Here is a 23,778-nt window from a genome sequence, read left to right on the forward strand (position 1 = left end):
TTGTTATTTCAGGATGACATAACACCACATATGACTAGGGATCTGGTTAAGAAGTTGAAACCGATAGTAAGGGTGAACGCACCTACAATTGTGCAATTATAAATGCTTTATTCCAACATCTTCAATTAGAAGGTGTTTTTTATTTGGCTGCTCGATATTACCGTAAAACAGGAAAAAACCCGCAATCCCTTATGATACAAAGGATTACGGGTTCTTATTTGTATGATCTGAACAGGGTTCGAACCTGTGACCCCTACCCTGTCAAGATAGTGCTCTCCCAGCTGAGCTACCAGATCGTATTAGCGACAATTAATAATATAGCAGGATAAGGAAATGAAGTCAACACTTTTTTTGGGATTTTGTAAAGAACAGCTTCCCCGTCAGATTGCAGTGCCGATGTCGAGCGGGTTATAATGCTTTACGTGGTACAAGCGCTACATATGCTAGTGGATATCAATCATGATACATAGACAGGAGATGGCAACAAACATGTTTAATAACGACATTCACAATCAATTTGCGGAAGCAATCAAATCATTAATTGGCAAACCGGGTATCGTGCACTTGCAAAATGATGTAGATTTCAAAATAATCGTACAGCAATTTACAGCATTCGAAGTGTCGGAGCATTATGATGACGAGAGAGATCCGATGATTTTTAAAGTCTCCTTTTTAAATGAGCATGGCAGGGAAGACGCGATTGAAATTTGGGATAGCGCGATTGTCGATCTTGACTTTACAGTACCGGAAGTAACGGAAGAATGGGTGACTCCTGGGCTGCAGTTCACGTTTGCCATCCTTAAGGATGAGAGCAACGCGATTGAATTTTATGCAAGATAAAACACGATTTCTATACATGCGAGATCACTTGATTAACGTTCTGACCTAGCCAAGCAGCTTGAATATTCATTGAGGAGATAATCGAGCTCTTGGCTGATTTTGACAACAGCCTGATCGGTAAAGTTGTTGCATGCGTCAAACATAAGGACCATTTCGGCGCGAACTTCTTCAATTTTCTGCTGATAGAAAAAGTGGTTCATCATAACCCCTCCAACTTTTCATTCGTTAAGATTAGAATAAACGAAGGTTGTTAGAATTTTTCGAACAAAGAAATTAGGAAATTGTTAGTTTTTTGAACAATTTTGTAAAAGTCACCCTTCGTATTTGATTAACTACACCAACAAGGATATTCTGAAACATTTTCAAAAATGAGAGATGAAAAACCCCCTAAGGAATAATTGCCTTTGGGGGACATGTTTAAACGCGAAGATCAATGCTTTGCCCTAAATGAGGCTGTGCGCTTTGAAGCATTTGCACGAGGTTCTGTCCTTGCTGAGTAGCCTGATCCTTGGCTATTGACATGACACGGATACTCGTTGCAAGCGCAAGGCTGTTCTGGTGCATCGTAATTGATGCAGCTGCAATATCCATATAACACCTCCTACTTGAATTATCGGCAAGAAGGAGGAACTATTTTACATCTAATTAAGATTCATGCGGAATATCGCATTTATTTCTGATGAAATGGATTTGGTTTCTAAGCCGATTGATATGCTGCTGTTCTTCCTCGGTTTGTCCACTTTGAGCGCCTAGCTCTAACTGCTCCAATTCCTGCAGCAAGCTCGGCAGATCATGAGACGCGTTCGAACAATTATAGCTGCTGTCTACATTTTCAAGCATCGTTTTTCCTCCAATCAGTTAGGTTAGGCCAAAGAATGGTTATCCCATGTCCGTCCGTTAGTATGAGCCTTTTTTCGTTGGATATGCATATTGGAAACGTATACTAAAGCTAACCAGCCACGCATACCTATAAAGAAAGCGCTCAGGAGGCGGTTTCTGTTGGCTGCAGAGTATGCCTATTTAGCCATTTGGCTATTGGGGATGTTTGGAATTATCGGTATTGTAGTTGGTGCTGTGGCTAATTTCGCCATCAATGATTCATTATCGCATGATGAACAATTTGTATGGCGGAGGAAACTTCCGGCAGGGGCATTCAAAAGAAAATAAAAACGGAAATCCGGCGTTCGCTTAAGGAAGCGAGTTCGTCGGATTTTTTTGTGTTTTTGTGCGGCAACCGGATTGATTTCTCTTTACAGGCATTTCTTGGTCTGCTAGAATGGCTAAATCTATATGTTAACCTAAAATAATTTATTTTGGTTAACATATAGAAATCTTATCGGATGGTGATCGTTTATGACACCGGGTTATGAATGGCTTGCCGCGATGAATAAGGCGCATCTCTGGCATCCCTTTACTCAAATGAAAGATTACAATGACTCTGATCCGCTCATCATCGAACGCGGGGAAGGTGTCCGGTTATACGATGTTCAGGGGCGTCCTTATTATGACGGCTTCTCATCGGTATGGCTTAATGTCCACGGGCATAATGTGCCGCAGCTGAATCAAGCGATAACCGACCAGCTAGGAAGAGTTGCCCATACGACTTTGCTTGGAATGGCAAATGTACCGGCAATCGAGCTTGCTGAGAAGCTGGCACGGATCGCACCGAAAGGCTTAAATAAAGTATTTTACTCCGATTCCGGAGCGACTGGGGTCGAGATTGCGGTCAAAATGGCTTTTCAATACTGGAATAATCTAGGGGAAAAGAGGAAATCGACGTTTGTTACCATGAATCAAGCGTACCATGGGGATACGATTGGCGCGGTCAGCGTAGGTGCTATTCCGCTCTATCATGACGTGTTTCGCCCAATGCTTTTTCCGACGCATGTCATTCCATATCCGTATGCGTATCGCCATGAAGGCGGTGCAACGGAAGCGAAGAAGGCTACGTTAACCGCATTGCAGCAGCTGCTTGAGACCAAGGCGGATGAGATCGCTGCTCTTATCGTGGAGCCGATCGTGCAGGGAGCGGGCGGAATCATCGTCATGCCGCCTGGATGTTTGCGCGAGATGGCTGATCTGTGCCGCAAACATGGCGTTCTGCTCATCGCGGACGAGGTGGCAACCGGTTTTGGAAGGACAGGCGCCATGTTCGCTTGTGAGCTCGATGACGTCTCGCCCGATTTGATGGTCATCGGTAAAGGGCTAACGGGCGGGTATTTGCCTGTGGCGGCGACGCTTGCGACAGATGAGGTGTACGGCGCGTTTTATGCGGATTACAAGGAGCAGAAAACATTTTTCCACGGGCATTCGTTCACGGGCAACCCGCTTGGCTGCGCGGTCGCTTTGGCCAGCTTGAAGCTTTTTGAAGAGAACAGCATCGTGAAGGGAGTAAGCGCAAAAGCGGCATTTGTGGAGCAGCAGCTCGCCTCGCTTAAAAACAGGCCGCATGTCGGCGATATCCGTCAGCAGGGGCTGATGATCGGAATTGAGCTTGTGCGCGATAAAGCTTCACGTGAACCCTACGACTGGGCAGATCGCATTGGCGTTCGAATAAGTCAAAGGGCGAGAGAGCTTGGAATGCTGACGAGGCCGCTAGGCAATGTCATCGTGTTTATTCCCCCTCTTGTGAGCACGGAAGCCGAACTTGCTGCAATGACGGAAATTTTGGCGAAGTCCATCGTTGACGTTACCGAAAACGGCTTGATTCGATGAAGCTGATACGAGGATGTTTTGTAACGGGAACAGACACAGGCGTTGGGAAAACAATCGTTACAGCGGCTCTTGCTGCTGCGCTTCGCGCACAAGGGTTAAAGATTGGCGTTTGGAAGCCGGTGCAGTCCGGTGCCGTGCTTGGCAGCGGCGATACTGACGCGGAAATTTTGCTCCGATGCACGGGAATGGATGAGCATGCCGAGGCGGTGGCGCCATTCTCATTCGAGACTCCGCTAACCCCACTGCTTGCAGCCAAGGAGGCGGGATTGGACTTAACGCTGCACGAGCTAATTGCTGCAGGCGCTCCGCTGGTTGAACGTTATGACTCCTTACTCATAGAGGGGGCAGGAGGCGCTGCGGTTCCGCTGACGGAAACGGCGCTTGTAGCGGACTTGATTTCGGAGCTGCGCGTACCGGTCTTAATCGTCGCCCGTTCGGGTCTAGGAACGATTAATCACACTTTGCTTACGGTATCATTCCTGCGCGAACGCAAGGTTCCGATCATCGGCATTATTTTAAATGACGGAAGCTCGGCCGGGCTTCATGACGACCCAAGCGTTGCAAGGAATGCAGAGCTAATCGAACGATATAGCGGCATAAAGGTACTCGGCCGGTTTCCATGCTTGCAAGACGATACGAATACAACGTTATTGATCAACACGGCTTTGGAAGAGCTTCAACTCACACCAATCATACAAGCGTTGACGAGTTAACATAGAGAGGACGAAGGAAAATGAACATGATTGCTGCTGTTCCGGCATGGGATGCGTTTGCCAAAAAGGCGCTTGATGGCGAGCCTTTAACGGTTGAAGAGGGGCTTGCGGTACTAGAAGCGAACGATGATGAGCTGCTTCCCCTTATGCAAGCGGCTTTTAGAGTGAGGAAACATTATTACGGCAAAAAAGTGAAGCTAAACATGATCATCAATGCCAAAAGCGGTCTTTGTCCCGAGGACTGCGGCTATTGCTCTCAATCCATCGTATCGACGGCGCCTGTTCCAAAATATACGCTGCTGGAAAAGGATACGCTGCTTGCAGGAGCACGCGAGGCGATGGCGCGCAAAGCCGGAACCTATTGCATTGTTGCGGCTGGTAGAGGTCCGACGGAAAGAGAGCTTGCGCAAGTCGTGGATGCGGTAAAAGAGATTCGAGCCACGATGCCGCTCAAAATATGCGCATGCCTCGGCATTTTGAAGGATGGTCAAGCCAAACGATTAGCCGAGGCAGGCGTCGATCGCTACAACCATAACTTGAATACGAGCAAAGCCAACTATCCGTCCATTACGACAACCCATACATACGACCAGCGCATCGAGACCGTTGAGAAGGTGAAAATGCACGGCATGTCCCCTTGCTCCGGTGTCATTATCGGAATGGGTGAAACGAATCAAGAAATGATAGAAATGGCTTATGCGCTGCGCGAGCTGGATGCGGATTCGATACCGATAAACTTCCTGAATGCAATCCCGGGAACTCCGCTTGAGCATGCAGGCCGGATTCCGGCAATGAAGGCGCTAAAGGTATTGGCATTGTTCCGATTCATTTGTCCCGCCAAAGAGATCCGCGTCGCAGGCGGCCGCGAGGTCAACCTCCGTTCGCTGCAGCCCTTATCGCTGTATGCCGCAAATTCACTGTTTGTTGGCGATTATTTAACGACAGCAGGCCAAGCGATAACGGCTGATCATCAAATCATTGAAGATATGGGCTTTGAGATTGAGTTAAACGCACGATGAAGTGGATAGAAGAAGAGCTTTCATCATTGGCTGACTTATCGCTTTTGCGAACCTTGCGGGAGAGTGCTCCCGTTCCAAACCGTCCAGGCTATACGATGCGTAATGGACAAATGCTGCTAAATCTCGCCTCCAACGACTACCTTGGGCTTGCACAGCATCCGGTCATTATTGAATCGATGCGCGAAAAGCTGCTTATCGACGGTGCGGGCTCCGGCGCTTCACGTCTAGTGACCGGCAACGGTGAACAGTATGCAAGACTTGAAGAAGCGCTGGCAGCTTGGCAAAATAGCGAGGCGTCGCTTGTTTTTGCTAACGGCTACATGGCTAATTCAAGTGTGATCAGCGCGCTCGTCGGACGGGGCGATGTCGTTTTTAGCGATCAACTCAATCACGCGAGCATCGTAGACGGCGTTGTACTGAGCCGAGCGGAGCATGCAAGATACCGGCATAACGATACGGAGCATTTGAAGGTTTTGCTTCGCAAGCACCGTAATAAGCGGCGGAAGCTGATTGTTACGGATGCCGTTTTCTCAATGGATGGTGACCATGCGCATTTGCGGGAGCTCGTTTCCCTTAAAAACGAGTTCGGCGCGATGCTGATGGTGGACGAAGCGCACAGCGGCGGAATGTTTGGAAGCTGCGGCGAAGGTTTATGCCACGAGCTAGGCCTGCAAAATGAGGTGGATGTGCATATGGGAACATTCAGCAAGGCATTTGGCGTTTACGGCGCTTATGTATGCGGGAGCCGAAACTTAATTCGCTGGCTAATCAATAAGGCAAGAGCGCTGATCTACTCTACAGCGCTGCCCCCATCTCTTATCGCTGGAATATCAACGGCATTAACCTTCGTGCAAACCGAGCATTGGCGGAGGGAACGTCTCCGTTCATCAAGCTGGCTGTTCCGCTCCTCGCTTAGCGAAGCCGGCTTTCATATCGCCGACGGTGACACGCCAATTATCCCGTTAATCGTTGGAGACAACGCTGCTGCGCTTCGTTTCAGTGCGTTGCTCGAACAGGAGGGAATTGCTGCGGTAGCGATCCGCCCGCCTTCGGTTCCGAGCGGAACCGCACGCATTCGCTTCTCTTTATCTGCAGCGCATACGGAGCAGGAGCTGGTTGACGCCACCCGGTGTATTCGTCGCATAGGTTACCAACTGGGGGTGCTTCGCGCATGACCGTTATAGCTAAACATCCGGGGCTTCATTCTTGCTTGTGTGCAGTAAGCACAAGCATGAAACCATGTACGATCTTATGGCTAACAGGATGGAGCTTTCCGAATGTTATATTCGACCGGCTTCATGCATGTTTACCGGAATTTCATCATATTTCGGTGGATTACAGCAGGGCAGGCACGCCGGAAGAGATGATGAGGCTGATTGATGAAGGGGTGGCGAATGCCACAGGACCGCTTCTAATTGCAGGCTGGTCACTCGGCGCATTGCTGGCGATTAAATTTGCGTCAATTGCAGATGGTCTTTTGCTGTTTGCGGCAACTGCAAAGTTCACGCGTTCCAAGGAAGAGGCGGACCGCGGCTGGTCAGAAGCTTATTTGAGGCAGATGATCAGAAGCTTAAAGCATGACCGACATGAGGCGGAAACAAAATTTCGGCAGTTATTGTTTGCGGAGGCGGAAGGGGCAGCAGGCATGTCTGGCTTTCTTCCGCCAATCGGCAGTTGGACAACCCCTGCGCTAATCGCTGGCCTTCAAATTTTACGACATGAGGATTGCTTAACCCTCCTGCCGGAAATATCATGCCCGGTTCTTCTTTTTCATGGCACAGAGGATAAGGTTTGTCCCGTTGGCGCTGCGGAAGAGCTGGTATCGCTTTTGCCAAATGCAGAACTGATCACATTAACGGGACGCGGCCATGCGCCGTTTATAGAAACGGAAGCGGGTATAGCCGAACAATTAAGGAGTTGGTGGCATGAACAGCAGAAAACAAATGATCAGCCGTCAATTTAACCGCAGTGCAGCCGGTTCTTATGATAGGCATGCGAACGTGCAGCGTACAATGGCGGATCAACTTTCACAATCGCTCCTTCATGAATTTAGCCCCAAAGCAGACGCTGCGTTAAACATTCTTGAAATTGGCTGCGGAACGGGGGCATTAACCGAGAGGCTGGCGAACGATTGGCCTGACGCCATCATTACTGCGCTGGACCTTGCACCTGAGATGATCAATGCGGCTAAGCACCGTATCGGCATCGTTTCTAAGGGGTCCAATATACGATTTTTGTCCGCTGATATTGAAGAGTGGGCTCCAATTGCAGCTTCGGGCTCATTTGATTTCATCGTCGCTAACGCTTGTTTTCAATGGCTGAGCCATCCGGTAGATACGCTGCTTCATCTAAGGCGATTGCTGCGATCCGAAGGCGAAGGCATGCTTGCGTTTGCCACCTTCGGGCCGGATACGTTTCATGAGCTGCATGAATCATTTAAAGCGGTTTATCTCGCGAGCGGGAAGGTGCCGCAGCGTCATGGCCTGTCTTTCAAATCCACATCAGAGTGGAAGTACTTGCTCGAGCAAGCCGGATTCACGAGTGTCCAAGTTGCCAGATCGATTCAAACGGAGGTTTTTGTTTCCCCAAGCGAATTTCTCCATGCTGTAAAAGCGGTTGGAGCCAGCACCTCAGAAGCTGCTGTTACGCCAGGCATCAGCTCAAGAAGCTTGATCACCGGCATGTATAAGGAGTATAAAAATAAGTTCAGCATACCCGCAGGAATCGGCGCCACGTACGAGCTTTTATTCATTCAAGCACTTGCTGCTCGATAAAATCGGGCATCTCTGCATATTAAAGCCATCTATGAGGCATTATAAGGGTTGTTGTACATTCTTCTACATTGAAGGGAGCTAACGAACAATGAGCGATTCGATTGGCGGACAAGACACGAGAGAACAAATTGTCGCGGTGCAAAAAAACGGAGACGGTGACCTGACGGCGTTCAAAACAACAAGCGGTCGCGTGCTTGATTATGCAACGGCGCTTCAGGAAGTCCAAGCTGGACATATTTCGGGTGTCAACGCCTTCAAGGGCAGGGATGGAGATACATATATCCGTGGCGATGCCGATGGCGACCCGACGAACAATTTGGATCAGCTGCCTACCTTTTAGAGCAAATCGTTAATGACCTAAAATAATTGGACAACAAGCATAAACGGCCCACACCCGTCGATGGACGGGTGCGGCTCTATAAAAAAAGGCGCCGCATATGCGAATATGCAGGCGCCTTTCTTGTTTTTACGCGATGGTATAAGACTTATGCTGCTCAACGATACGCATGGCACCGGTTTTGCCTTCATATTGCTCGATAGCGTCCCCGTAGTGCATGAGCCATGTTTTGCTTTGGATTTGTTCCGGAAGGCTCAAAAGCTCCTCTAAGCTGGCGTGAACGACACCTGGCGCTTCTAGCTGGCAATCATGATAAATCGTTGTGACGCCTTCCTCGACCAATTGCTGAAGCAGCGGGAGATCGAACCGCATATCGGCAGAGTAGAAGAAGCTTCTGTTAAATACAAAGGAATAGCTGGGCTTGTTCACAATATGCTTCGTTTGCAGCAGCTTAACCGTTAATCCGGGATGAAGCTCAATTTCTATATTCGGCTGGAGCGGACGCACCTCAAAGAAATGCTCAAGCTTATCGAGCGGCTCCTGCGTAAGCCCGCCGCGAAGCGTATTTTCCCATAACGGTTCAATTAGCGATTCGGCAATATAGAGAACCGGCTTTCGATTGTATTTGAACATCATTTGAAAAGCGTATTCTTCCAAGCCGCCAACATGATCGCCATGAATGTGACTAATTAATACGGCATCCAGATCAGAGAAGGAGTAGCTTTGCTGATGCAGCGCTTTGGGGAGCGTAATCCCGCAATCAACGAGCAGCCGAAAGCCATTTTCTTCAATAAGAGCATTGTTATTATCGTATTTTTTCGCAAAAGCGCTTCCTGTTCCAATCATTTTTATATTCATCATACAACCTCCTCAACTTTCCACATGTTTACTGTACCAAATTTTGTGTAACGCTGACAATTCCAGATGCACATTCGCCCTTCCCTACATACAATGCTAAAGCGAAACGTATAGTGGAGGCGAGCGAAGGATGAGCAAAGGAAAAGGTAAAGTAGCAAAGAAAAAACAGCCGGCAAGCGATCGGAAGCAGTATAACTACAAGCTGGTGTTATCGGATACGTGCGCGGTATGCAAAACGCCCTGCGCAAGGGGAATCAACTATTTGGCAAGGATGAGACAGCCCGGAACGGTAGGGAAGGGCGTGCCTTGCGTTCTTACCAGAACGTACGGGTAATAAAATAATCGGCCTGCGGTATTTCCCAGGCAAGCGCAGGTTTCAACAGCGTTTGACAGTGCTGGTCGAATTATGCATCGGGCTAAAAATAGTTTTGTCCATGCCGCAACTTTGCTAGTGTTTTCGAGTATAACCATACATCCAGGCAATCGGATGGAGGGCTTACATCTATGAAACTCAGAAAAGTTGCTATTCTGCTGCTGTTACTGTCACTTTGGGGCGGAACCATGCTGTTTGCAGATTCCGCAACACAAAAGGTACGTGTCATCATTAATGGTAATGAGCAGGATGACGGAGGATTAGTCGCAGACAGCAAAACCTATTTGCCGCTTCGCCAATTAGCCACATCAATGCAAGCAATCGTTGAATGGGACAATCAAAGCAAACGAGCCACCGTGTATAAGCCAAATGTGCATATGTTCCTTTTCCAAAATAACGCGGTATTCGGAAACGTATCAAAAGGCTATCAAGCGAAGTTCAAAGTGTTTGCTCAGATCGATAATTTGAAGACGGATATCGTTGCCGTGAAAGTGTCGATCTTTGACCCATATGGTAAAGAGAAAGTGATTCAAACGGAATCCGTGAGTACGTCCAAGGACAATTTCTGGTATGCGACAGATGAGATTGACTACAAGTTTGAAGCTAGCGGGAAATATCCTATTCGTTTCTTTCTTAAGCTGAAAGGCTCGGATGAATGGACGCCTGTTTCCGAGAAATTAATTTCCTCCCAGTGATGCATAGGATTAACGCAGGCGCTCCTCAAATTTGAGGGGCGTCTTCGTTTGACCGCTGATAGAGTGTCATGTTACTATACGATAGTCTGTAAACATTATTGAAATGGGGTAATATCATGAGCGAGCATCAGCATGGAGATGATTGCGGCTGTGGTCAAGATCACGAGCATGAGGAGCATGTCTTTATCGTGACTGACGACGAGGGCCAGGAACGTGAAATGGTCATGGTTTATACGTTTGAATCCGAAAACAATGTGTACGCTGTATTGCTGGATCGTAATGATCCGGAAGCAGACGGTGTCATTTTCCGTATTGAAGAAGAAAACGATGAGTCCTTCTTGGTTGGCATCGAAGATGATGCAGAGTGGGATCGCGTAACTGCGATCTACGAGGAAATCGCACGCACGGAGAGCGAAGAGAACTAATTCTAGTTCGCAGCTTTCCGATAAGCGGGCACAAAAAAATTCGCGAGCACTGCTCGCGAATTTTTTTGTACCCGCTTATTTACGTGGATTATAGTAAATCGTACGCCCGTTGAACATAGTCAGCTCAGCCTGCAGCTGCTTCGCCATAAATTTACACAGCTCATTTGCTTTTGCCTTATCGCCATGCGTAGCCTCATCTGGAAGGACGACCTGCACGCAAGGAACGGTTTTGCCGGCTACGCTCGTTGTTTCACTGGGACCAAATATGATGTGCTTATAAAGAGGATTAATGCCTTTTAAATAAAACCAACGGTCATCTTGTTTCGATTCGATCGTATAGGGGAATGCGGCTTCGGCGTAATCCCAGCCTAACTGGGCGCCGGTTAGCTTGGTTTGCTCTACGTAAAGCAGAAGCTGGCTTTGCACGTCTTCCAATGTCAGCTTTTCCACGGATGATCCTTGCACGAATTTTATGTAAGCGCTTTGACTCATCGCATCTCACCTCTGCCAACATCATAGCATGCTCGAAATCGGTTGACAATAAGTGGGATACCCTCGTTCCCTATCAAAAAAAACCGTCCCAAAAAGCACTTTCATGCTTCGTTAGGGCGGTTTTCATTATATTAATGCGATTAAGAAATAGCTGTTTCCTCTACGATTACTTTAACAAACTCGATGCTGCGGTCCTCAGGCCCTTTGACCGGCAAGCCGACTTGGACATGATCCACGATATAATCGATATTTTTTTGGGTAATCACTTCGCCTGGCAGCAGAATCGGGATGCCTGGCGGGTAAACATAAATAAATTCAGCAATGATTCGTCCCGCGGATTCCTTGAACGGCAGCACTTCCGTCTGGCCGTAGAATGCATCGCGAGGCGAGAGGGAGAGCTGAGGGATATCCGGAATTTTGACGACTAATTCACGTGCTTCAGCACCTTCATGGAACCGCTCTGACAAGCCGCGCAGCGCCATTAATAATTTTGATACGGAATCAGAGGTATCTCCAGGCGTAACTAAGCAAAGAATGTTATACATGTCGCTCATTTCGATTTCCACATTATAGTTGTCGCGCAGCCAATTTTCCGTCTCGTAGCCGGTAATGCCAAGGTGACGGACATGAATGGATACTTTAGTCGGATCGTAATCATAGGTAGCCTCATCGCCGAGAATTTCTTCTCCGAAGCAATAAAGGCCTGGAATCTCATTGATTTGTTGACGGGCATGCTGTGCCAGTTCAATCGCGCGCTCGGCGATTGCATGTCCATTCAAAGCAAGATTACGCCTCGACGTATCAAGTGACGCTAGCAAAATATAAGAGGTCGACGTGGTCGTCAGCATACTGATGACGGTCTGAATGCGGTGCGGATTAACTCTGCCCTTGCGAACATTAAGCACCGAGCTTTGCGTCATGGAGCCGCCGAGCTTATGAACGCTCGTCGCTGCCATATCCGCGCCAGCCTGCATAGCGGACATCGGCAGCTTTTCATGGAAATGAATAAGCACGCCATGCGCCTCGTCCACAAGGACAGGGATGTCGAAGCTATGTACGAGATCCACAATCTCCTTGAGATTGGCGCAAATGCCGAAGTAAGTCGGGTTGATAACAAGCACGGCTTTGGCATCCGGGTGGCGCTCTAGCGCCTTGCGCACGGAGCGGGTCGTAATGCCGTGGTCAATGCCGAGATTATTATCCCTAGCAGGCGAAATGAATACGGGTCTTGCGCCTGCGAAGATGATGGCAGCCATAATGGATTTGTGCACATTGCGGGGTACGATGATTTTGTCCCCGGGCGCGCACACCGATAAGATCATCGTTATAATCGCGCCGCTGGTTCCTTGCACGGAGAAATAGGTATAGTCCGATCCGAAGGCGTCAGCAGCCAGCTTCTGCGCTTCTTCAATAACGCCTGTAGGCTGATGCAGGTCATCAAGCGGTGCTATATTGATTAAATCGATCGACAACGCGTTATCGCCGATAAATTCGCGAAATTCCGAGTCGCTGCCCAATCCTTTTTTGTGTCCGGGAATATGAAACTGAACGGGATCCTGCTCCGCATGTCGGCGAAGCGCGGTGAAGAGCGGGGTTTTATTGTGATCCATCGCTATCATCCCTGCCTTTCATTAGAGGTAACAAACAAAGTTGAGTATAGCAAATACAGGGGGGAATGCAAGCTACATTTTTTTAATAATAGCCGAGGCAGCTTATTTGTTCTTCAATTGTTCATAGATGATGGTTAAAAGGATATGGTAACATAGGTTGGTGGAGGGGTTGCAGCATGAAAGATAAACGAATGCTTATCGTAATGGCTATTCTAATGACAACGTTTATAGGATTCGGCATTATCATCCCGGTTATGCCTGAAATTATCCAAGCAGCGGATCCTAGCAAAGCGGAATTACATACGGGCAGGATGCTGGCTATTTATTCCGCAGTATCATTCATCCTCTCGCCGTTTTGGGGGAGCTTGTCCGATCGAATCGGCAGACGGCCGATTATTCTAATTGGCGTACTTGGATTTGCTCTTAGCTTCTTGATGTTCGGGTTATCCTCGGGCAATTTAACGCTTATGTATTTGTCACGAGTGCTCGGAGGTTTGTTCTCGGGAGCAGTCGCTTCCGTTATCGTCGCGTATGTCGCCGACATAACGCCGCCGGAGGAGAGGACCAAAGGAATGGGGCTTGTCGGCATGTCGATCGGCCTTGGCTTTACGATTGGTCCCGGCGTTGGCGGCTTGCTCAGCGTGATTACGCTTGAGACTCCTTTTTATGCGGCATCGGCCTTAGCGCTCATTACGTTTGTGCTTGCTGCGGCGAAGCTGAAGGAATCGCTTGCGCCTGAGCAGCGGAGGAGCAAATCGGAGAAGCGGGTATCGCGGCTTGCGGCTTTTACAGGACCGCTTAAATACTTGTACGTGCTAGCGTTTTTTGTAACGTTTACGCTCGCGGGAATGGAAGCTACGCTGCAATTTTTTGGCATGCGCCGCTTTGACGTGACTCCGCTGCAGGTCGGCATTTTGTTTTTTGTTTGCGGATTTGTTGGAGCGCTTGTGCAGGGTGGTGTTGTGCGCAGACGAATCAAGACAGGCGAGGAGCCCAAATATATTGCTTTGGGGCTTGTCATTTCCGCTATCGGTTTCTTCCTCCTGCTGGCCGCACATTCCTTATGGTGGGCAACGATGTCGCTAGCTGTATTTGGAATCGGCAACGCCTTGATCCGTCCGTGCGTGACGTCGCTCATTACGCAGAAGACGACAGTAGGCACAGGCGTCGCGTCGGGTTTAAGCTCATCGATGGATAGCTTAGGCCGCATAGCTGGACCGCTGCTAGGCTCCTTTTTCTTCACGATTGAGATGGGACTTCCTTACTTGCTGGGCGGCATATTGTGTTTGGCGGCGCTTCTGCTGCTGCTTCGTTTCCGTCAATTGGACAAGCACAGCTTCTCGGAAGGCACAGTAGATACGGCTAAATAAAATAACAAAACAAGCTGGTTGTTCATCATAAGATGGACAACCGGCTTGTTTTGTTTAGGGGGCAAGGCCTTTGAGTATAAAGGTGATCGTTGCCTCCCTTTCCTTCACGTCATCCCAGCCGCTATCCGCTCGAGTGCTTGAAAAGGTCCGAAAAAGCACATAGCCCATGAGAGAGGAAGCCGCTAGGCGTATGATCGTAAGCGGCGACCAATCCACAATCGTGCCTTCCTGCTGAAACTTCCGTATATTGACGCTGAATTTCTCGAACACCTTCGTTAAAATCAGCTTATGGAATTGCTCTTGAAGGTCAGGATGAAACGGAATTTCTTGCACGAATATTTTGATGACCTGTATATGGCGCTCTACAAACTCTATGCGATTCTCGATAATTGCTCGCAGCAATTGATCCAGGCTGTCATAGCTGCTGTCGAGCACTTTATAGAAATCGCGGAGCACGAATGGCGCTACAAGCTTTGCCATTACAGGTGCTACGATAGAGAAGAGCAAATCCTTTTTGGTCTTGTAATGGCGGAAAATCGTACCCTCGGCAACGCCTGCACGCTGCGCGATTTCACTCGTAGAAGATGCGGCAAACCCTTTTTGGGCGAAAATTTCCGAAGCTGCCTGCACGATTTTTAATTGCTTATCGGTCATCCTTACTTCTTCATCATCTAGCTTCAACAGCTCTTGCAGCCATTGCTCAACCGGTTCTTGCATCTGAGACACTCCTTCGCTCTTACCCATTCCTTCATTATATCAGAAGCTTAACGATGCTACATGCGGCGGTGCTTCTTTAAAGCCAGCACATTCAATAGAGCAAAAATACAAGAGAAGCCGACTAACACGTAAACATCCGTTTGAAAATCACGCCAGCCCTCGCCGCGAATCATGATGCCCCGCATGGCATCGGCACCGTAATAAAGAGGCATGACGAAGCTTAGCTTCTGCAGCCAAGGATTCATCGCGTCGAGGTTGAACAAGCCAGAGAAAAACGCTTGCGGCACGATAACAATCGGAATGAACTGAATAATTTGAAATTCACTGCTGGCAAAGGACGACAGCAACGTTCCGAGCGTTAATGCCGTTAAAGATAGCAGCAAATTAATGAGCAGCATATATCCGATATTGCCAGCCATGTACAAACCGAGAACGTCAACGGAAAACCAGGCGATCAAGGACGCTTGCAGCAGGGTGAAAATGCCGAATCCGGCTAAATAGCCGGCGACGATTTCACTGCGCCTAATCGGCGTAGCGAGCAATCGCTCGAGCGTTCCGCTTGTTCTCTCCCGCAGGAAGGAGACGCCTGCAAGCAGGAAGACAAAGAAAAACGAGAAGAAGCCGATAAGCACAGGTCCAAAGGAATCAAATGCAGCCATGTCTGGTCCGCCGTGCAAATACGTAATAGCAGGTGCGGAGCTTGCTGCTCCGTTCTGAAGTACATTTTGCAATAGCAGCAAGACGGCTCGGTTAGTGGAGGGGTCGCTCCCCTCAAGCGTTAGCTCCGGCGTGCCTGCTCCGCTTAGTTGAAGGATGGCGTCGAGCTTGCCCGCTTTTAATGCTGCCTGGGCATCTTCAGCAGAGCTGTAGCTTATCATCTCCGCATTCAAGGTCTCGAATTTTTCCGTGATTGCCGCTGGAGGATCAATCATCCCAATGTCAGGCGAGACGGCTTGCCCGTCAAATACGAGCTTCATCAAGCATAGAATGAGCAGGGGAGCAAGGAACAGCATGGCAAGCGTTCTTTTGTCACGAAGAAATTGTTTGATGATACGAATGGCAAGCGCACGTATTCTCATGCTTCAACGCCTCCTTCACGGCCAAGCGCGATGAACGCTTCTTCGATGGTATTTGCGCCCGCTTGCCGGATAATCGCTTGAGGCGTATCGACGGCAATAAGCTTTCCGCCTCGGATCAGGCCTAGCCGATCGCATTTTTCCGCTTCATCCATCACATGCGTCGTAATAATGATCGTTACGCCCTGCTTGGTAAGCGCAGATAACTCCTGCCAAATCGATTGGCGCAGAACAGGGTCAATTCCGACCGTCGGCTCGTCAAGCACGAGCAGCTTCGGTTCGTGCAGAAGCGCGATTGCCAGCGAGAGTCGGCGCTTCATCCCGCCGGAGTAGGCTGCTGTTTGCTTATTCAAATGCTCGGTCAATGCAACAAGCTGGGATACGGCTTGAATCCTCTCTTGAAGGACCGCCCCCTTTAATCCGAACATAGCGCCAAAGAAAGCTAAATTTTGCTTGCCCGTCAATTCGTTGTAAAGCGCATCCGACTGCGCCATGTAACCGAACGCTTGCAGCATTTTTAGCTGCGGCATCGGCTCGCCAAGCATGCGGACCGTGCCTGCATCGGCATGATCAATGCCTGTCATCAGCTTGATGAGCGTCGTTTTGCCCGAGCCGGAAGGGCCTAGCAATCCGAACAGCTCGCCCTGCGAAATGGAAAGCGTAATGTCTTCAAGCACGGCTCGGCCGCCGAATGAACGTGTAATGCCTTGCACCTCGACGGCAATGTCAGCTCCGGAAGGCTCGTTTTTGCTGGCAAACATGATGGGTCACGCTCCTCGTCCTCATAAATGAGTAAGTACTCACTTTATTATACATACGATTTGCGCGTTCGTGAAGTGAGTACTTACTCATTTTTTATAAGCTTGTAATCGGTCTACAGACGTAGCCGGATTACGACTAAGGGCGAGAAACAAATCCCTTCTCTGGACGTTTTTGCTATCCCCAGCTTCCCACTATGATTAGAAAAGACAAAACAAAAGAAAACCGTAGAGGGAAAAGGAGTCGGAAACAAATGAGTAGATTGACAGAATGGTCATTCCGAAATAAGGCGGCCATGATTCTAATCGTCATTATGGCATTAGCGATGGGGGTAATCAGCTATTTCAGGCTGCCGATGGAGTTTTTGCCAGCAGCTGATAATCCGCAGGTTATGATAACCGCGATTGGACCGGGAAGCGATGCGAAGTCGATGGAGCAAATGGTCACGAATCCTCTGGAAGAGGCCGTAACGTTCGTGAAAGGGAAGACCGACATGTTCTCGACTTCAGGTGACGGATACGCCCAAATCAATATGAATTTTGACTCGAAAACGAACATGAAGGAAGCAAAGGCGGAAATTGAGCGGGTGGTGGATCAGGTCCAGCTGCCTGCAAATGTGATGAAGCCGTTCGTCGTTCAATTCAACACGTCGATGATTCCAATCGCGTGGGTTACGTTAACGTTTGACGAGGGAATGAGCGAGCAAGAGAAGGAAGCTAAGCTGAAAATCGTTACGGCAGAGCTTCAGAAGTCAGAAGGCGCGGGTCAGGTCAGCGTAAGCGGCAAGTCAACGCCAACTGTACATGTCGTGCCTACAACAGATAAGCTTGCTGCAGCGGGCATCCCTGTGCAATCGCTTATGGGCGTGCTGCAGGGCAGAGGGGCTTCCGTTTCGATCGGAGAACGCACGCTTGACGGAGGAGCCAGCAACCTAAACGTATATGACCAGGTAACGGATGTGGAAACGCTGCGCAGCCTTCCAGTCGCGGCAGGCGTAAAGCTTGGCGACGTAGCGACGGTGGAGCTAGCTAAGGATCAAGAGAGCATCAGCCGCATGAACGGCAAGGATGCGATCATGTTCACCATTTCTAAATCAGCGGATGCAAATGCGGTTACGGTCGGCAAAGGAATCGAGAAAACGATTGAGCGCCTAAACGCAGACAATAAGGGAATTGAAGCTTCTATCATTCTAAGCACTTCCGATTCAGTTGTCTCTTCCGTTAATAGCATGATGCGGGAAGTATTGCTTGGCGCATTGTTCGCTACAATCGTTATCTTATTGTTCATGCGCAATTTTAAAGCGACGATCGTAACGATTGTTTCCATACCGCTGTCGCTTGGCATTACGCTTTATTTGCTGCAGCTCTCAGGCGTATCGCTTAACATCATTACGCTTGGAGGCGTAGCGGTTGCGGTTGGCCGCCTAGTTGACGATAGTATTGTCGTCATTGAGAACATTTACAGAAGGCTGCAAAAAGAATCCTTCTCCGTCAAGCTCATTACGGATGCAACGAAGGAAGTAGCATCCGCCATTACCTCGTCAACGCTCGTAACGGTAGCCGTGTTTCTACCGATGGGCCTTCTGCGCGGCTCGCTGCAAGCCTTTCTGCTGCCCTTCGCGCTAACGGTTGCTTACTCGCTGCTAGCCTCTCTCTTAGTCGCACTGACTGTCGTACCGCTTCTAAGCGCGTTGTTGCTTCGGGGCACTAAGGAGAAGGAGCATGCCGGCTCGCCTAAATTCGCTGCCTTCATCCGCTGGAACCTTGCGCATAAATTAGTGCCGTTAATGATTGCGGTGCTGCTGTTCGCAGGCTCGATCAGTGCTTACATCTTCATGCCAAAAGGGGCGCTTGACTCCTCTAGCGCCGAGAATGTCAACGTAACGCTGCAATATCCAAGCGAAACGCCTGCGGATGAGGTGCTTGATGCAGGCAAAAAATTCGAATCCTATATGACCGGCAACAAAGATATCGAATGGGTCATGATGATGCTTGGCAATAGCGCCGATGCGGCCAAATACGGATCTGTATCGTCGCCTACGCTAATCACCTATATGGTTGATCTTAAGGATGGCGTCGATGCTGAGTTATTTATGGAGGATGTAAAATCGCAGAAGGACAATTACAAAGATGCAACGTTAACGGTTAATGCATCCGATTTAATAATGGGAGGCGGGTCGCCGCAAATCAATATTGACGTGACTGGCGACGATCCTGAGCAGCTATCTCAAACCGCGGATAAGCTTATCGCTGCCATTAAGCCGATTGATGGGGTGCAAAAGGTTGTAAGCAACCAGGAGGAGAAAAAATCGGTTTACTCGTTCCATGTCAATCCTGCCGTTGCAAAAGGCCAAGAAGTGGCGATGCAGCTGCAAAGCATGCTGAACCCGGTGCCGATTGGCACGATTAGGCTTGAGGACAGCGTTACGCCGGTTATTTTGCAGCCGGTCTTGAACCCAGCCTCAAAGGCGGAGCTTGAGCAGCTCACCGTAATGACGGAGACAGGCGCCACTCCAATTTCGAAGGTGGCGGAATTGACGCGCTCCGAGGAGCCTGCCTTGTACTACCACAAAGACGGGAAAACCTATATCCGAGTAACGGCTAACGCCGAACCTAAGGAGCTTTCGGTCGTTGGCGATAAAGTCGACAAAGCGGCAGCGGACATGAAGCTGCCGGAGGGCGTAACGCTTGCAGTAGGCGGGGCGTCTGCCGATCAATCGAGCGATTTCGCAGATCTCGGATTAACGGCGCTTATTTCCATCGGTATCGTGTATCTGATCATGGTGCTGACCTTCAAAACGCTTAGAGCACCGCTCGCGATAATGATTTCGCTGCCTCTGGCCGCAATTGGAGCTGTAACGGGCTTGCTCGTATCGGGCGTAACGCCTGATTTCACGGCGATGTTCGGAGCGCTGATGCTGATCGGCATCGTCGTCACGAATGCGATCGTACTGATTGACCGCGTGAAGCAAAACGAGCAGACCATGTCGATACGCGAAGCTTTGATCGAAGCAGCGACGACTCGGATGCGTCCGATCGTGATGACGGCGGTAGCGACAGTATCCGCGATGCTGCCACTCGTGTTCGGTTCACATGAATCGGGAAGCATCGTTTCCCAAAGTCTTGCGATCGTCGTAATCGGAGGTTTGATCGCAGCAACGCTGCTTACGTTGATCATCGTTCCGTGCGTGTATGAGCTGTTATTCTTCCGCACCTCCCGCAAACAACGGCGCGCTAACGCAGCATCCGCGCAAGCGGAAGCCGCCGCCGCGCAGCAGGTTTAATAATAAAAGGCTGTACCACAACGGTCAAAATCGACCTTGGGGCACAGCCTTTCTTTGTTGTTATAGGTTCGCCATGCGGTATAGCGGCATCAGCGTCTCGTAAGTAGAAGAAGCGAGCGCCAGCAGCGCATCCCCGTCTCGAAGGATCGGGTCATCCGCCTGCACATGGAGACCGATTAGGAGCTCAGCCTTCTGCACGTCATGGAAGCGGACGAGGGCATCTTTCCAATCCTGCTTCGACATGCTGCTGACCGCGGTCGATTCCTTCTTCATATGATCCAATGAGAGCACATAATGCTCGGGAACCGTTGCGATTACGTCGTCAATTTGCTTAAGGAAGGCTTTTGCAATGTTGGATTTGTTCGGCACCTCATAAATAAGCGCCAGCCATATAAATAAATGATCATCGAACAAGCCCAATTGAAAATGAGGATGCGCTTTGTAGCCGCGCTTATTGTTGCAGATCGCGAGCCAAGTATCCTTCGGCGGATTTACTTTGCGGCGAGCATGCCTTGCTACATGCAGATACATTTCGTTGCCGGCATGCACGGCTGTATCTACGCTGAGCTGCTCCCCGAGCGCACGGAACTTTGGTTGAATTTGATTTTGAATAGCTGCCATTCGTTCTTCAAGACCCTCGAGTCCAAAAACATCAAAGTCAGCCTGCGTGAAGCCAGCTAGAGAAGTAGAAGCAGTCTGTGTAGTCATCGTTATAATCTCCTTCGGTTAACAAGAATCATTGATGCAATAATTTCAAATAAAAGATAGCGATTTGGGTGCGGTCACGCAGCTCGAGCTTGTTTAATATTTCGGTTATATAATTTTTGACTGTGCCTTCACTTAAAAACAAGGAGGCGGCAATCTCTTTATTGGATTTGCCGTCTGCAATAAGACGCACGATTTGGCCTTCAGCCGGCGTGAGGCCGTTTATCGTCGGCGGCTTGCTTGTATCGGTGCGAGGCGTCTCCAGCATGCCAGCAAGCTTGCGGGCAATTTCGGGATGGATGAGCACCGAGCCCTCATGAACCGTTTTGATGCCGCTGATGATGCGGCTTGGCGGTACATTTTTGAGCAGATAGCCATTCGCTCCGTTACGAATCGCCTGCGCGATATATTCATCGTCGTCGAAGGTCGTCAGTATAAGGACGGCAGGGGGATGCTCAAGCGCACGCAGCAGCTTCGTACCCTCCACTCCGTCACATACCGGCATACGGATGTCCATGAGGACGACATCGACGGGATGCTGGCGGACAAAATCGGCTGCTTCCTGCCCGTTAGCGCAAACGCCGGCAACCTGTAAATCTTGATCGAGATCCAATATGACATTCATGCTCTCACGAATAAAAGGATCATCATCCACTACCAATACTTGAATCATAAGCGCGAACAACCCCATTTCTAAGCAAGTGGTATCGTCGTTAACCTCCGAGAAGAGGCAGCGTTGTCGTAACCGAGAAGCGGCCAGCGTTCTGCCACTCCAGCCTGCCTCCGATAAGCGATATCCGCTCTTTCATCCCCTTCATGCCAAGACCAGCTTCAATAGGCTCGCCTGGAAGGCTGCCATTATTGGCTATCGTAAGCGCGACGGAATCTTCCGAGAAGTCAAGATCTACCGTAACTGCGGTCGCTTTGCCATGCCGAACGGCATTCGTTATGGCTTCTTGGGCATTTTTGAACAATATAAGCTCCAAGCTCGGATAAAGCGGCCTTGGGTGTCCGTTCACTTGGAAGCTGACGGTTATCCCCAAAGCGGAGGCGGATTCCTCAACGAGACGATCCAGCGCGTAACGCCTGGCGTCCTTCTCGCCATCTGCAGCGAGCCTGCGCACCGTACGGCGCATCAGCTCCATGCTGTCCTGCAGTTGGTCGCGTATTTGCGTAAGGGTGCCTTTAGCTCGGTCCGTATCCGCGTCAAACAAATGCAAAGCGGCCTCGGACATCATTTTGACACGAATAAGCCGGTGGCCCAGATCATCATGTATATCTTTGGCGATGCGATTCCGCTCTTCGACCTGCGCATTATGCTCCACCTGCAAGGCATAATCCTGCATTCTGCGTCTCGCAGCGTCGAGCTCCGCATGGCTTGCAGCCAGTGCCCCATACAAATCTTCGATTTGGTGGCGTTTTTCCTCGAACTCATTGGACGCATATAGAATGGCAGACGTTGTGACCCAGAGCACGGCGACTGCAAAAGTAATTTCATTGTCTCTGCCATGCAGGCCGGACAGCAATGCCAATAAACCAATCGCCGCCCAGAAAACGCACATCATAGGCGCGGGTCTGCTGCGAAATGTCGCAATGAGCGTGGAGAATAACAATAGAAACAAAACACCGCCATACGAGTAGGAAAACCAAGCAAAGCCGATCAGCTCCGCGAGCAGCAATAGATTGCCGGCTTTTGCAAACTGGGAAGAAGCTTTAATCAGGAGCAGGGTGAGCAGCACATAAGCGGTGTAAAAGGCGTACGAGCCTGCATTTACGTCAACGATGCTAATAATAGGAGGGATCGCTACGAGCAAAATCCGAATCCGGTGCAGCAGTATATTCATGGTAAAATGGCTCCCGCAGCTGAATTTGCTTCATTATAGCATAATGTTGCATGGGCGAACGATAATGAAAACAGCTTTTCATCTAACTTTCATGATGCTCGCGGCACTTTCTACAGGAGATGACTTTTGTCACCTTCAGAAGGTGACTTAATAGACCTGTTTCGAGGATAGCGATCTTGTATGATTGGTTTATCAGAAACAGACCGAAAGGATGAATAATAAATGAGTCTAGTCACATTTCGCGAGGTTGTTAAAAAATACGATACGACATTAACGGTTAACCATCTTAGTTTCAATATCGGCGAAGGAGAAATATTTGGCCTGCTTGGACCAAACGGCGCCGGAAAAAGCACTTCGATCCATATGCTGTCGGGACTGCTAGAACCAAGCGGCGGCGACATTTTGGTGGATGGCTTCTCAATCCGGAAGCAGCCCCTTGAAGTGAAGAAGCGTATCGGTCTAGTGCCGCAGGAGCTGGCTATTTACGAGACGCTGACAGCCAGAGAGAACGTTACCTTTTTTGCGAAACTGTACGGCTTAAGAGGATCGCTTCTGCGCGACCGCGTTGACGAAGCGCTTCAATTCGTCGGACTGCTGGAGCGTGCCAAGGATAAGCCTTCAACGTTCTCGGGTGGCATGAAAAGGCGCCTTAACATCGCCTGCGCCATCATGCACCGGCCAAAGCTCATCATTATGGATGAGCCGACTGTCGGCATTGACCCGCAGTCGCGGAATCATATTTTAGAATCGGTAAGAGCGCTGAATAAACTGGGCTCAACCGTCATTTATACGAGCCACTATATGGAGGAAGTTGAGGCGATTTGTACACGAATCGGCATCCTGGATCAAGGCAAGCTGATCGCATGCGGCACGAAGGATGAATTGAAGCGCCAGGTCGGCCAAGCAGAAAAGCTGATTTTTGAAATTGACCGGAAATCAAGCACCGCGCTGACTGAAATAACAGACCATCCGGGCGTACAGCAGCTTGATGAGCATGACGAGGGTTTGACGCTTGAAGTGTCGGTGAAGGAATCGCCATCCATATTGCAGGATCTGTTGTTTATTATCCAGAAGCATGGCATCAATCTTCGCAAGCTGACGCGGATAGAGCCGAATCTTGAGTCGCTCTTCCTTCAAATGACTGGGCGCACTTTGCGTGACGAATAGGGGGAG

27 protein-coding genes and 1 tRNA gene are annotated in these 23,778 nt (G+C 49.4%); 15 read left to right on the forward strand and 13 right to left on the reverse strand.

Going from position 1 to position 23,778, the window contains the following annotated elements:
• Nucleotides 1–223 precede the first annotated feature (223 nt).
• Nucleotides 224–296 (reverse strand) — tRNA-Val (locus ADU23_RS21215).
• A gap of 193 nt (nucleotides 297–489) precedes the next feature.
• Here ADU23_RS21215 and ADU23_RS21220 point away from each other — a divergent pair.
• The gene (locus tag ADU23_RS21220; protein WP_053375562.1) at nucleotides 490–840 is read left to right on the forward strand and encodes a hypothetical protein; all 351 of its coding nucleotides are present in this window, start codon (nucleotides 490–492) and stop codon (nucleotides 838–840) included.
• Nucleotides 841–872: 32 nt separating this feature from the next.
• Here the strand turns inward: ADU23_RS21220 and ADU23_RS32270 are convergent, their stop codons facing one another.
• From ADU23_RS32270 to ADU23_RS21225, 3 genes are all read right to left on the reverse strand, one after another.
• Nucleotides 873–1,040: an aspartyl-phosphate phosphatase Spo0E family protein gene (locus ADU23_RS32270; RefSeq protein ID WP_231637503.1), complete on the reverse strand. Its 168-nt coding sequence runs from the start codon at nucleotides 1,038–1,040 to the stop codon at nucleotides 873–875.
• A 217-nt stretch (nucleotides 1,041–1,257) separates the two neighbouring features.
• Nucleotides 1,258–1,431, reverse strand: a complete 174-nt coding sequence (locus tag ADU23_RS32275) for a YjfB family protein (RefSeq protein WP_065383999.1) — start codon at nucleotides 1,429–1,431, stop codon at nucleotides 1,258–1,260.
• 54 nt (nucleotides 1,432–1,485) lie between these two features.
• The gene (locus tag ADU23_RS21225; protein ID WP_053375563.1) at nucleotides 1,486–1,680 is read right to left on the reverse strand and encodes a hypothetical protein; all 195 of its coding nucleotides are present in this window, start codon (nucleotides 1,678–1,680) and stop codon (nucleotides 1,486–1,488) included.
• Between the two features lie 159 nt (nucleotides 1,681–1,839).
• Here ADU23_RS21225 and ADU23_RS33285 point away from each other — a divergent pair, with 159 nt between their 5' ends.
• The 8 genes from ADU23_RS33285 to ADU23_RS21260 all read left to right on the forward strand — a co-directional run bounded on the left by ADU23_RS33285 (nucleotide 1,840) and on the right by ADU23_RS21260 (nucleotide 8,401).
• On the forward strand, nucleotides 1,840–2,007 hold the full coding sequence (locus ADU23_RS33285; protein WP_176707654.1) for a hypothetical protein: 168 nt from the start codon (nucleotides 1,840–1,842) through the stop codon (nucleotides 2,005–2,007).
• A gap of 186 nt (nucleotides 2,008–2,193) precedes the next feature.
• Nucleotides 2,194–3,555 (forward strand): adenosylmethionine--8-amino-7-oxononanoate transaminase, encoded by a 1,362-nt coding sequence (gene bioA, locus ADU23_RS21230; protein WP_053375564.1) that lies wholly within the window; start codon nucleotides 2,194–2,196, stop codon nucleotides 3,553–3,555.
• Nucleotides 3,552–4,268: a dethiobiotin synthase gene (gene bioD / locus ADU23_RS21235; RefSeq protein WP_053375565.1), complete on the forward strand. Its 717-nt coding sequence runs from the start codon at nucleotides 3,552–3,554 to the stop codon at nucleotides 4,266–4,268. Before bioA ends, bioD begins: the two co-directional genes overlap by 4 nt.
• Before the next feature lie 20 nt (nucleotides 4,269–4,288).
• Nucleotides 4,289–5,287: a biotin synthase BioB gene (gene bioB / locus ADU23_RS21240; protein WP_053375566.1), complete on the forward strand. Its 999-nt coding sequence runs from the start codon at nucleotides 4,289–4,291 to the stop codon at nucleotides 5,285–5,287.
• Entirely contained in the window at nucleotides 5,284–6,462 is a 1,179-nt protein-coding gene (bioF, locus tag ADU23_RS21245) for an 8-amino-7-oxononanoate synthase (protein ID WP_053375567.1), read from the forward strand. Before bioB ends, bioF begins: the two co-directional genes overlap by 4 nt.
• A gap of 56 nt (nucleotides 6,463–6,518) precedes the next feature.
• Nucleotides 6,519–7,250 (forward strand): alpha/beta fold hydrolase, encoded by a 732-nt coding sequence (locus tag ADU23_RS21250; protein ID WP_053377755.1) that lies wholly within the window; start codon nucleotides 6,519–6,521, stop codon nucleotides 7,248–7,250.
• The gene (gene bioC, locus ADU23_RS21255) at nucleotides 7,213–8,061 is read left to right on the forward strand and encodes a malonyl-ACP O-methyltransferase BioC (protein WP_053375568.1); all 849 of its coding nucleotides are present in this window, start codon (nucleotides 7,213–7,215) and stop codon (nucleotides 8,059–8,061) included. Before ADU23_RS21250 ends, bioC begins: the two co-directional genes overlap by 38 nt.
• 88 nt (nucleotides 8,062–8,149) lie before the next feature.
• Entirely contained in the window at nucleotides 8,150–8,401 is a 252-nt protein-coding gene (locus ADU23_RS21260) for a DUF3892 domain-containing protein (RefSeq protein ID WP_053375569.1), read from the forward strand.
• A 126-nt stretch (nucleotides 8,402–8,527) separates the two neighbouring features.
• On the opposite strand, the gene ADU23_RS21265 is transcribed toward ADU23_RS21260, so the two are convergent.
• On the reverse strand, nucleotides 8,528–9,256 hold the full coding sequence (locus ADU23_RS21265; protein WP_053375570.1) for an MBL fold metallo-hydrolase: 729 nt from the start codon (nucleotides 9,254–9,256) through the stop codon (nucleotides 8,528–8,530).
• A gap of 130 nt (nucleotides 9,257–9,386) precedes the next feature.
• On the opposite strand from ADU23_RS21265, the gene ADU23_RS21270 reads away from it, so the two are divergent.
• The 3 genes from ADU23_RS21270 to ADU23_RS21280 all read left to right on the forward strand — a co-directional run bounded on the left by ADU23_RS21270 (nucleotide 9,387) and on the right by ADU23_RS21280 (nucleotide 10,749).
• Entirely contained in the window at nucleotides 9,387–9,590 is a 204-nt protein-coding gene (locus ADU23_RS21270; protein WP_053375571.1) for a hypothetical protein, read from the forward strand.
• A gap of 170 nt (nucleotides 9,591–9,760) precedes the next feature.
• Entirely contained in the window at nucleotides 9,761–10,324 is a 564-nt protein-coding gene (locus ADU23_RS21275; RefSeq protein WP_053375572.1) for a stalk domain-containing protein, read from the forward strand.
• Nucleotides 10,325–10,440: 116 nt separating this feature from the next.
• Complete coding sequence (locus tag ADU23_RS21280) at nucleotides 10,441–10,749, forward strand: DUF1292 domain-containing protein (protein ID WP_053375573.1); 309 nt, start codon at nucleotides 10,441–10,443, stop codon at nucleotides 10,747–10,749.
• Between the two features lie 75 nt (nucleotides 10,750–10,824).
• Here the strand turns inward: ADU23_RS21280 and ADU23_RS21285 are convergent, their stop codons facing one another.
• Together ADU23_RS21285 and ADU23_RS21290 are read right to left on the reverse strand one after the other, a co-directional pair.
• Nucleotides 10,825–11,241, reverse strand: a complete 417-nt coding sequence (locus ADU23_RS21285) for a DUF1885 family protein (protein WP_053375574.1) — start codon at nucleotides 11,239–11,241, stop codon at nucleotides 10,825–10,827.
• Nucleotides 11,242–11,381: 140 nt separating this feature from the next.
• Complete coding sequence (locus ADU23_RS21290; RefSeq protein ID WP_053375575.1) at nucleotides 11,382–12,851, reverse strand: aminotransferase class I/II-fold pyridoxal phosphate-dependent enzyme; 1,470 nt, start codon at nucleotides 12,849–12,851, stop codon at nucleotides 11,382–11,384.
• A 176-nt stretch (nucleotides 12,852–13,027) separates the two neighbouring features.
• Between ADU23_RS21290 and ADU23_RS21295 the strand changes: the two genes are divergently transcribed.
• Entirely contained in the window at nucleotides 13,028–14,221 is a 1,194-nt protein-coding gene (locus tag ADU23_RS21295; RefSeq protein WP_053375576.1) for an MFS transporter, read from the forward strand.
• Between the two features lie 54 nt (nucleotides 14,222–14,275).
• Here the strand turns inward: ADU23_RS21295 and ADU23_RS21300 are convergent, their stop codons facing one another.
• Genes ADU23_RS21300 through ADU23_RS21310 form a run of 3 tightly spaced genes read right to left on the reverse strand, consistent with a single transcriptional unit; the run spans nucleotide 14,276 to nucleotide 16,775 of the window.
• Entirely contained in the window at nucleotides 14,276–14,938 is a 663-nt protein-coding gene (locus ADU23_RS21300; protein WP_053375577.1) for a TetR/AcrR family transcriptional regulator, read from the reverse strand.
• 56 nt (nucleotides 14,939–14,994) lie between these two features.
• On the reverse strand, nucleotides 14,995–16,017 hold the full coding sequence (locus ADU23_RS21305; RefSeq protein ID WP_053375578.1) for an ABC transporter permease: 1,023 nt from the start codon (nucleotides 16,015–16,017) through the stop codon (nucleotides 14,995–14,997).
• The gene (locus ADU23_RS21310) at nucleotides 16,014–16,775 is read right to left on the reverse strand and encodes an ABC transporter ATP-binding protein (protein WP_053375579.1); all 762 of its coding nucleotides are present in this window, start codon (nucleotides 16,773–16,775) and stop codon (nucleotides 16,014–16,016) included. The genes ADU23_RS21305 and ADU23_RS21310 overlap by 4 nt, the downstream gene beginning before the upstream one ends.
• Nucleotides 16,776–17,026: 251 nt before the next feature.
• Between ADU23_RS21310 and ADU23_RS21315 the strand changes: the two genes are divergently transcribed.
• A complete protein-coding gene (locus ADU23_RS21315; RefSeq protein WP_053375580.1) occupies nucleotides 17,027–20,056 on the forward strand; it encodes an efflux RND transporter permease subunit in 3,030 nt (1,009 codons plus the stop codon).
• A gap of 60 nt (nucleotides 20,057–20,116) precedes the next feature.
• Here ADU23_RS21315 and ADU23_RS21320 read toward each other — a convergent pair whose 3' ends face one another.
• Genes ADU23_RS21320 through ADU23_RS21330 form a run of 3 tightly spaced genes read right to left on the reverse strand, consistent with a single transcriptional unit; the run spans nucleotide 20,117 to nucleotide 22,605 of the window.
• Complete coding sequence (locus ADU23_RS21320; RefSeq protein WP_053375581.1) at nucleotides 20,117–20,764, reverse strand: DUF1054 domain-containing protein; 648 nt, start codon at nucleotides 20,762–20,764, stop codon at nucleotides 20,117–20,119.
• A gap of 28 nt (nucleotides 20,765–20,792) precedes the next feature.
• Nucleotides 20,793–21,434: a response regulator transcription factor gene (locus ADU23_RS21325; protein ID WP_053377756.1), complete on the reverse strand. Its 642-nt coding sequence runs from the start codon at nucleotides 21,432–21,434 to the stop codon at nucleotides 20,793–20,795.
• 40 nt (nucleotides 21,435–21,474) lie between these two features.
• Nucleotides 21,475–22,605, reverse strand: a complete 1,131-nt coding sequence (locus ADU23_RS21330) for a sensor histidine kinase (protein ID WP_053375582.1) — start codon at nucleotides 22,603–22,605, stop codon at nucleotides 21,475–21,477.
• A 222-nt stretch (nucleotides 22,606–22,827) separates the two neighbouring features.
• Between ADU23_RS21330 and ADU23_RS21335 the strand changes: the two genes are divergently transcribed.
• Entirely contained in the window at nucleotides 22,828–23,772 is a 945-nt protein-coding gene (locus ADU23_RS21335) for an ABC transporter ATP-binding protein (RefSeq protein WP_053375583.1), read from the forward strand.
• The last annotated feature ends 6 nt before the right edge of the window (nucleotides 23,773–23,778 follow it).

It is taken from the genome of Paenibacillus sp. FJAT-27812 (assembly GCF_001273905.1).
Classification (GTDB): domain Bacteria; phylum Bacillota; class Bacilli; order Paenibacillales; family Paenibacillaceae; genus Pristimantibacillus.